Below are 6,609 nucleotides of genomic sequence, written 5' to 3'. Positions count from 1 at the left end.
GTTCATCTTGTATGGAATGAGATTTCAAGGGTTTTAAAGAATAAAGGTATTCTTATTTCTGGATTTACAAATCCTTTACTATGGATTTTTGATGACAACCAAGAACAAAAAGGTATTTTGGATGTTAAACATTCAATACCTTCATCAACATTGGATTATTTACCAGAGGATGAAGTTCAAGATTATATTAATTTAAATCAAACAATAGAATACGCACATACTCTAGAAGATCAAATCCAAGGTCAAGTTGAAGCTGGTTTTGTTATAACGGGTTTTTACGAGGATGATTTTGGTGGAACAAGGATATTAGATAAGCATATTAAAACTTTTATTGCTACAAAAGCTATAAAGTTAAAGGTTGATTAAAATTTTTGGCTCGTTAGTCGAAGAAGGAAACTTGAAAACAGTAAAAGTTCAATGTATGTCAAAAAGGATGGCAAGTGCCATCCTTTTCCTTGTGTAGTTTGAGTGTCAAAACAAGTTTTACTCCTCTTAACTGAACCCGTTATAATAAATAGTCCATCTTTTCACATTAATTTTTCACATCATTATATAGTTCCAGCGCCTCTTTCACATTCAATCTATTTTTTACAATGCCATGAATCGCTTGAATCATCGCAGTTGGATGTTCGGATTGCCATATGTTTCGGCCCATGTCTACTCCGATTGCGCCTTCTTGCAGCGCATTGTACGTAATGTTTAATGCGTCTTCGATTGAATCTAGTTTCGGTCCGCCCGCGATTACGACTGGAGCAGGGCATGTGCTTGTGATTTTTTCGAATCCTTCGCAGTAGTACGTTTTAATAATATCAGCTCCCATTTCAACACATACGCGGGAGGCGAGTGCTAGAAAGCGAGCTTCACGTTTTTGTAGTTCTTTCGCAACGGCGGTAATACCGAGTACTGGCAGGCCGTAATCGTGAGCTTCAGAGACTACGTTTGCGAGATTTGAAACAGTTTGTGTTTCATAGTCTGATCCAACAAAGACAGAAACGCCGACGCCAATTGCGTTTTGTTTTACTGCTTCTTTCACAGGTGTAACAATTGTTTCATTCGCTAAATCTTTGCCTACTACAGTTGCCCCGCCTGATACACGCATAACCATCGGTGTGTTGCAGTTTTCAGGAATACAGGAACTTAATACGCCTCGTGTTAAAAAGAGGGAATCAGTATATGGAAGCAAGTTTTTAACTGTTTCTAACGGTTGTTCAAGTCCGTGAATTGGCCCTAAAAAGTAGCCGTGATCTATCGCTAACATAACCGCTCTGCCGTCAGGTAAAATTGTGTTTAATCGATTTTTAAATCCCCAAGTCATTAGGAATCACTCCTTCGTTAATGTTGGATTTTCAGTTTGTACAGTATCTTTATTTGGTAAATGTGGTGACTTTATAAAAACAGCTTTAAAAGGCTTATCAGAATGGTTAATAAGATAATGGGATTCATGAGGTCGAACTTGCAAGACATCCCCTTGTTTGATCGGAACTCTCTCGTTATTCACATAGAAATCTATTTCGCCTTCTAACGCATAGAAGACCTCTTCGCACGTTGTATGATAGTGATTTTGAAACTCTTGCCCAGGCTGAATCACGACTAGGCCAAGATCGATATTTGGACCTTGTATTAAATATTTAGGCCCGTTATCACCGAAGCGATAGGAGAAATCATTTTCATTCGCTTTTAACATACATTTCACTCCTTTATGTAATGTGTTACAGAGCACCGGGTGCAATCCACATATGTGAGGTGAGCCCTTTATCGGCTAAAGCGAGCTGACTGTTATACACAGTTTTCCATGTTTCATAGAATTCCTTATATAGTTCATGATTTTCAGTGACTGGCTCAAATGTTTTTTCCCACTGTACAAACTGTTCGGCAGTCGCTGCCATAGATGAATATATGCCAGCACCAACCCCAGCAGCAATTGCAGTTCCTAAAGCTGCCGCTTCTTTTACAACTGGTACTTTCACTGGGATTCCAAGAACGTCTGAAAGAATTTGCGGCCAAAGTTTTCCTTTAGCAGCGCCGCCAGCAAAAATCACTTCAGAAGGAAATTTCCCTGTGAGAGCCTCTATTAATTTCAAGTTGCCGAATGTAACGAAGGCGGCATTTTCTTCTATTGCCCGGAACATTTCTTTTTTACCGCATTTTTCAGCATCTAAACTTAAATTTAAAAAGGATGGTGCAGCATGTCGCCAAGAAATATAATTCATTACATTTGAAAAAGTGGGGATTATGCCATGTGAGCCTACAGGAACTTCTTTCGCTTGTTCTTCTAGTAATTCATAAGCATCTACACCGAGTTTTTCAGCGAGCCGTTTTTCTTCATGGCAAAAGGCATCTCGAAACCACCTCATAACAAGGCCAGGGAAGAAAGCAATTGTTTCGTATTGCCATAGGTTAGGAATGACGTGGCAATTAACACGAATCGCCGCATTTGGATCAGTTTCTGGTTTTGTTATATTTACTTCTTGTTGCCAAAAACTGCCTCCGCATATAAATGTTTGTTCAGGCTTTACAACTCCAGTTCCAAGCGATGCCATTTGTGCATCTCCGCCGCCAGCAACGACCGGTGTTCCTTCATGTAATCCTGTTAACTCAGCACTTCGTTTTGTGATATTCCCGATAACTGTACCAGCTTCATTTACTTTTGGAGAAAAGGCTAGAGTAAGACCGCATTGCTCAGCAACCCAGTTATCCCAAGCTCTATTTTGTAAATCGAATATACCGGACGTACATCCGTTTGAAGGATCAATTTGTAGTACGCCGCACAATTTATATAAAATCCAATCGTTTAACATCGTGAAAGAATGAATGCTCCTGTACACGTCTGGTTCATGTTTTTTAATCCAAAGTAAGCGAGGTAAAGCACCTAATGAAAAAGTTTGACCAGATTTTTTATATAAATCCTTTTCAATTTCGGAACGAATTTGTTTTAGTTCACTAACTTCCGCTGACGCGCGGCCATCAACATTTGCACAAGCCCATATTTCCTGCCCGTTTTTATCGTATAAAACAAAGCCTTCACGCATACTCGTTGCACTAATACCTTTAATAGAAGAGGAGGACGTATTACTTTTTTGAAGAACCTCTTTCGTACATTGTTGAACGAGCTGCCAGTTTTCAGTTACATCAAAATTCATAGAACCAGGGTAACGACTATCTGATTTATGAATCCATTCTTTTTGACTAACAGCAAGTTGATTACCGTTTAAATCAAAAAGAACTGCTCGAATGCTCCCTGTACCAGCGTCGTAAGCTAATAGAGTAGACATTGAGAGTCACCTTCCTTTCTTAATAAGGAGAGGGCAGTTTCTTCATCGGTAATTAATGTATGAATGAACTTTCCTTTTAAGGCGCCGTAAATTGCAGCTATCTTTTCCGTACCGCCAGCTACACCAACGACATGTTTCATATTTTGAAGAACAGAGAGTGGTGTGCCGATAAGACGGTTATGATGGGGAAGTTCTAATTGTTTTCCGTCAGTATTATAAAATTGCCCTAAAATATCTCCAGCCCCGTTTTGACTACGTATATAAGTCATTTCACGTAGTGTTAATTTTTCTTCTTTCACAATTGTGGCGTCTTGAGATAAGCTGCCAATGCCAACTACTGCTGTATGAGCGAGTGAAGCGACGTGAAGCATATCTTTCACGCTCGGTTCAGATAGAATAATTTGTGTCATTTCGTTTGTAGATGTTAGAAAAGGGGTAGGAATAATATGAAGATCGCCTTGCATGTAGTTTAAATAGCTTTGATTTCTTGGAATATAGTGATTTACGCCTCCTGTAAGAGTAACGATTGAAAGACTCATAGAGCTATCAAAATGAATGTTTTCTAGCATTTTACTTATCGTCTCTCCCCAGCCAATCCCAAGTAAATCACCTTGTTGCAATTGAGTTTCTAAATATTGTGCGGCAGCTTTTCCGAGTGAAAATGCATAATCCTCAGTTGGCGTTGGAATAACGAAAGCATCTTTTAGATGGAATTTTTTCATAAGATCACGTTCGATGCTTAAACAGTGCAAACCAGTACCTTTTACGTGAAATGTGACGACACCTTCCGTCCGTGCTTTATCTAACAACCGAACGACTTTATTTCTTGAAATGTGAAGAAGTGAAGCAATTTCTTGCTGGGTTAATTGATCTTTATAATAGTACCAAGCTACTTTTGTTAACAAATTGTCTTCAAAGTTCAGCTGTGACATGCTCTTCATCCCTTTCAACAATTGACCACTGCTTAAACATATGTGCTCGTTATTTTGTTTATTCCAGTTGAAGCGATAAAGTGAAACTTTAATCAGTGGGGGGGGTTATTCATCCCCACTGATTATTAGCTCTCACCAATCGGGCGTTTACGGGCAGTTGATCTCCCACCTAACTTCTTTGCTCCAGCCGAATTTTGAGGTGGGAGTCTTATTGCCCGTTAATGCGGGATAAATAGTCTGGTGAAAATAATACGCAAAAATCTTTATCAGTAGGAGAGATTATTTTAAAAAGGTATCCAGATATTAACGCATTAATATGTCCAGATGCAACGGCACTTCCAGCGATGGCGTAAGCTGCTGGAAATTTGGAAATGGATAAAAAAGTAGCCGTAACTGGATTTTCAACACCAAGTGTTATGCGTGATTATGTAAAACGAGGAACAGTACAACAATTCGGTTTATGGGATGTTAAACAACAAGGTGCCCTCGCAACGTATGTTGCAAATGAAATTGTTGTAAAAGGGAAGAAGTTAAAAGTAGGGGACAGCTTTGAAGTGAAAGGAATCAGCAAAGTGAGAGTAGAACCAAACTCAATTCAAGGGTATGACTATGAGGTAGAAGGAAACGGTATTATCGTACTTCCTGAACGAGTTGTATTTACGAAGGATAATATTGATAAGTATAATTTCTAGTAGAAAATAAAAACGTCCGAATATATCGGACGTTTTTATTATGTCGTTTTTTTAGTCTATTCATTAATTGTGAACAGCTTCTTTTTCATTTAACCCAAGTGTGCGTCCTGTTGAAGCGTGAAGCTCTTGGAACAGTCTTGGATTTTCCGTAAGTGACACGCCGTAAGAAGGGACCATTTCTTTTATCTTTGGCTCCCATTCTAGTATACGTTCTGGGAAGCATTTTTCTAATACTTCAAGCATAACGTGAACCGCAGTAGAAGCACCTGGAGAAGCACCAAGTAACGCAGCGATTGATCCGTCATTTGCACTAACAACTTCTGTACCAAATTGAAGTGTTCCTTTACCACCTGCATCAGTATCTTTAATTACCTGCACACGTTGTCCAGCAACGACAGTATCCCAATCTTCACTTTTAGCGTTCGGAATAAACTCACGTAATTCTTCCATACGCTTTTCGTGTGATAACATAACTTGTTGGATTAAGTATTTTGTTAATCCCATTTCTTTTACACCGGCTGCTAACATCGTTAAGACGTTATTCGGTTTTACAGAACCAATTAAATCAAGGTTTGAGCCAGTTTTTAAGAATTTAGGTGAGAAGCCTGCAAATGGTCCAAACAGTAAAGCTTTTTTATTGTCTATATATCTCGTATCAAGGTGAGGTACAGACATTGGTGGAGCACCAACTTTAGCTTTTCCGTATACTTTTGCATGATGCTGCTCTACAATTTTTTGGTTTTTACATACCATAAATAGTCCACTTACTGGGAATCCTCCAATATGTTTTGACTCAGGAATACCAGTCTTTTGAAGTAGAGGTAGACTACCGCCACCGCCGCCGATAAAGACGAATTTTGCAGTATGATGTTCGATTTTGCCACTATTCATATCATGTACTTTTACTTCCCACAAACCATTCTTCGTGCGTTTAATATTTTCAACACTATGTTTGTAGTTTAGCTCAACATTTTTAGTTTTTAAGTAATCAAATAACATGCGCGTTAACGCACCGAAGTTAACATCTGTTCCAGAGTCAATTTTCGTTGCAGCCATAGGTTCATTAGAATTACGACCTTCCATAATGAGTGGAAGCCATTTTTTTAATGTGTCAGGTGCATCAGAAAATTCCATTCCTTGGAATAGAGCGTTTTTTGAAAGCGCTTCAAAACGTTTTTTTAGAAACTCTACATTTTTTTCCCCTTGCACCAAACTCATATGAGGTAGTGGCATAATAAAATCTTGTGGATTACGAATTAAGTTTCTTTTTACAAGATAAGCCCAAAATTGTCTTGAAAGTTGAAATTGCTCATTTACTTTTACAGCTTTACCAATATCTATAGACCCGTCAGATTTTTCGGATGTATAGTTAAGCTCACATAGCGCAGAATGTCCTGTACCAGCATTATTCCATTCGTTAGAACTTTCTTCTCCGGCATTAGCGAGTTTTTCAAATACTTTAATTTCCCATTCAGGTGCCAATTCTTTAAGTAATGATCCTAACGTTGCGCTCATAATTCCTGCGCCAATTAAGATAACGTCTGTTTTTTGCTGCATGTTGCTCATGATAATCTCTCCATCCCCTATATTGGCAAAAAAGAGTAGGTGTTTTTATATCTAAGCCGTAAAAAGAAAACACCGCCTAGGCCCCACCTAGGTACTTACCTTTTTTGTCTCAATTATATAACCATCTCATAGTCTATTATAATAATT

General features: G+C 38.5%; 6 protein-coding genes and 1 pseudogene. 2 read left to right on the top strand and 5 right to left on the bottom strand.

Features of this window, described 5'->3' with window-relative positions:
- The coding region (locus tag AB3X49_RS15615; RefSeq protein ID WP_367963179.1) for an SAM-dependent methyltransferase at positions 1–366 on the top strand (366 nt) is incomplete at its 5' end.
- 166 nt (positions 367–532) lie between these two features.
- Here the strand turns inward: AB3X49_RS15615 and lsrF are convergent.
- From lsrF to AB3X49_RS15595, 4 genes are read right to left on the bottom strand one after another with little or no spacing between them, the layout of a single operon-like run.
- Positions 533–1,315: a 3-hydroxy-5-phosphonooxypentane-2,4-dione thiolase gene (lsrF, locus tag AB3X49_RS15610; RefSeq protein ID WP_002032842.1), complete on the bottom strand. Its 783-nt coding sequence runs from the start codon at positions 1,313–1,315 to the stop codon at positions 533–535.
- Positions 1,316–1,321: 6 nt separating this feature from the next.
- Positions 1,322–1,684 carry a cupin domain-containing protein gene (locus AB3X49_RS15605; protein WP_000909986.1) on the bottom strand — a complete coding sequence of 121 codons (363 nt, stop codon included), beginning with the start codon at positions 1,682–1,684 and terminating at the stop codon, positions 1,322–1,324.
- A 25-nt stretch (positions 1,685–1,709) separates the two neighbouring features.
- A complete protein-coding gene (lsrK, locus tag AB3X49_RS15600) occupies positions 1,710–3,272 on the bottom strand; it encodes an autoinducer-2 kinase (protein ID WP_016127174.1) in 1,563 nt (520 codons plus the stop codon).
- The gene (locus tag AB3X49_RS15595; RefSeq protein ID WP_309514991.1) at positions 3,257–4,204 is read right to left on the bottom strand and encodes a sugar-binding transcriptional regulator; all 948 of its coding nucleotides are present in this window, start codon (positions 4,202–4,204) and stop codon (positions 3,257–3,259) included. Before AB3X49_RS15595 ends, lsrK begins: the two co-directional genes overlap by 16 nt.
- 239 nt (positions 4,205–4,443) lie before the next feature.
- On the opposite strand from AB3X49_RS15595, the pseudogene AB3X49_RS15590 reads away from it, so the two are divergent.
- Positions 4,444–4,896 (top strand): annotated as a pseudogene (locus AB3X49_RS15590) (substrate-binding domain-containing protein); the annotation flags it as partial.
- A gap of 63 nt (positions 4,897–4,959) precedes the next feature.
- Here the strand turns inward: AB3X49_RS15590 and AB3X49_RS15585 are convergent.
- Complete coding sequence (locus AB3X49_RS15585) at positions 4,960–6,462, bottom strand: malate:quinone oxidoreductase (RefSeq protein WP_044438243.1); 1,503 nt, start codon at positions 6,460–6,462, stop codon at positions 4,960–4,962.
- Positions 6,463–6,609 lie beyond the last annotated feature (147 nt).

It is taken from the genome of Bacillus sp. C30, assembly GCF_040838255.1.
Lineage (GTDB): Bacteria > Bacillota > Bacilli > Bacillales > Bacillaceae_G > Bacillus_A > Bacillus_A mycoides.
This window is presented reverse-complemented; position numbering and strand designations above follow the sequence as displayed.

What these genes read in the sequence shown, in the direction of transcription:
- lsrF (WP_002032842.1), bottom strand. Translation starts at nt 1,315, where the DNA reads ATGACTTGGGGATTTAAAAATCGATTAAACACAATTTTACCTGACGGC.
- AB3X49_RS15605 (WP_000909986.1), bottom strand. Translation starts at nt 1,684, where the DNA reads ATGTTAAAAGCGAATGAAAATGATTTCTCCTATCGCTTCGGTGATAAC.
- lsrK (WP_016127174.1), bottom strand. Translation starts at nt 3,272, where the DNA reads ATGTCTACTCTATTAGCTTACGACGCTGGTACAGGGAGCATTCGAGCA.
- AB3X49_RS15595 (WP_309514991.1), bottom strand. Translation starts at nt 4,204, where the DNA reads ATGTCACAGCTGAACTTTGAAGACAATTTGTTAACAAAAGTAGCTTGG.
- AB3X49_RS15585 (WP_044438243.1), bottom strand. Translation starts at nt 6,462, where the DNA reads ATGAGCAACATGCAGCAAAAAACAGACGTTATCTTAATTGGCGCAGGA.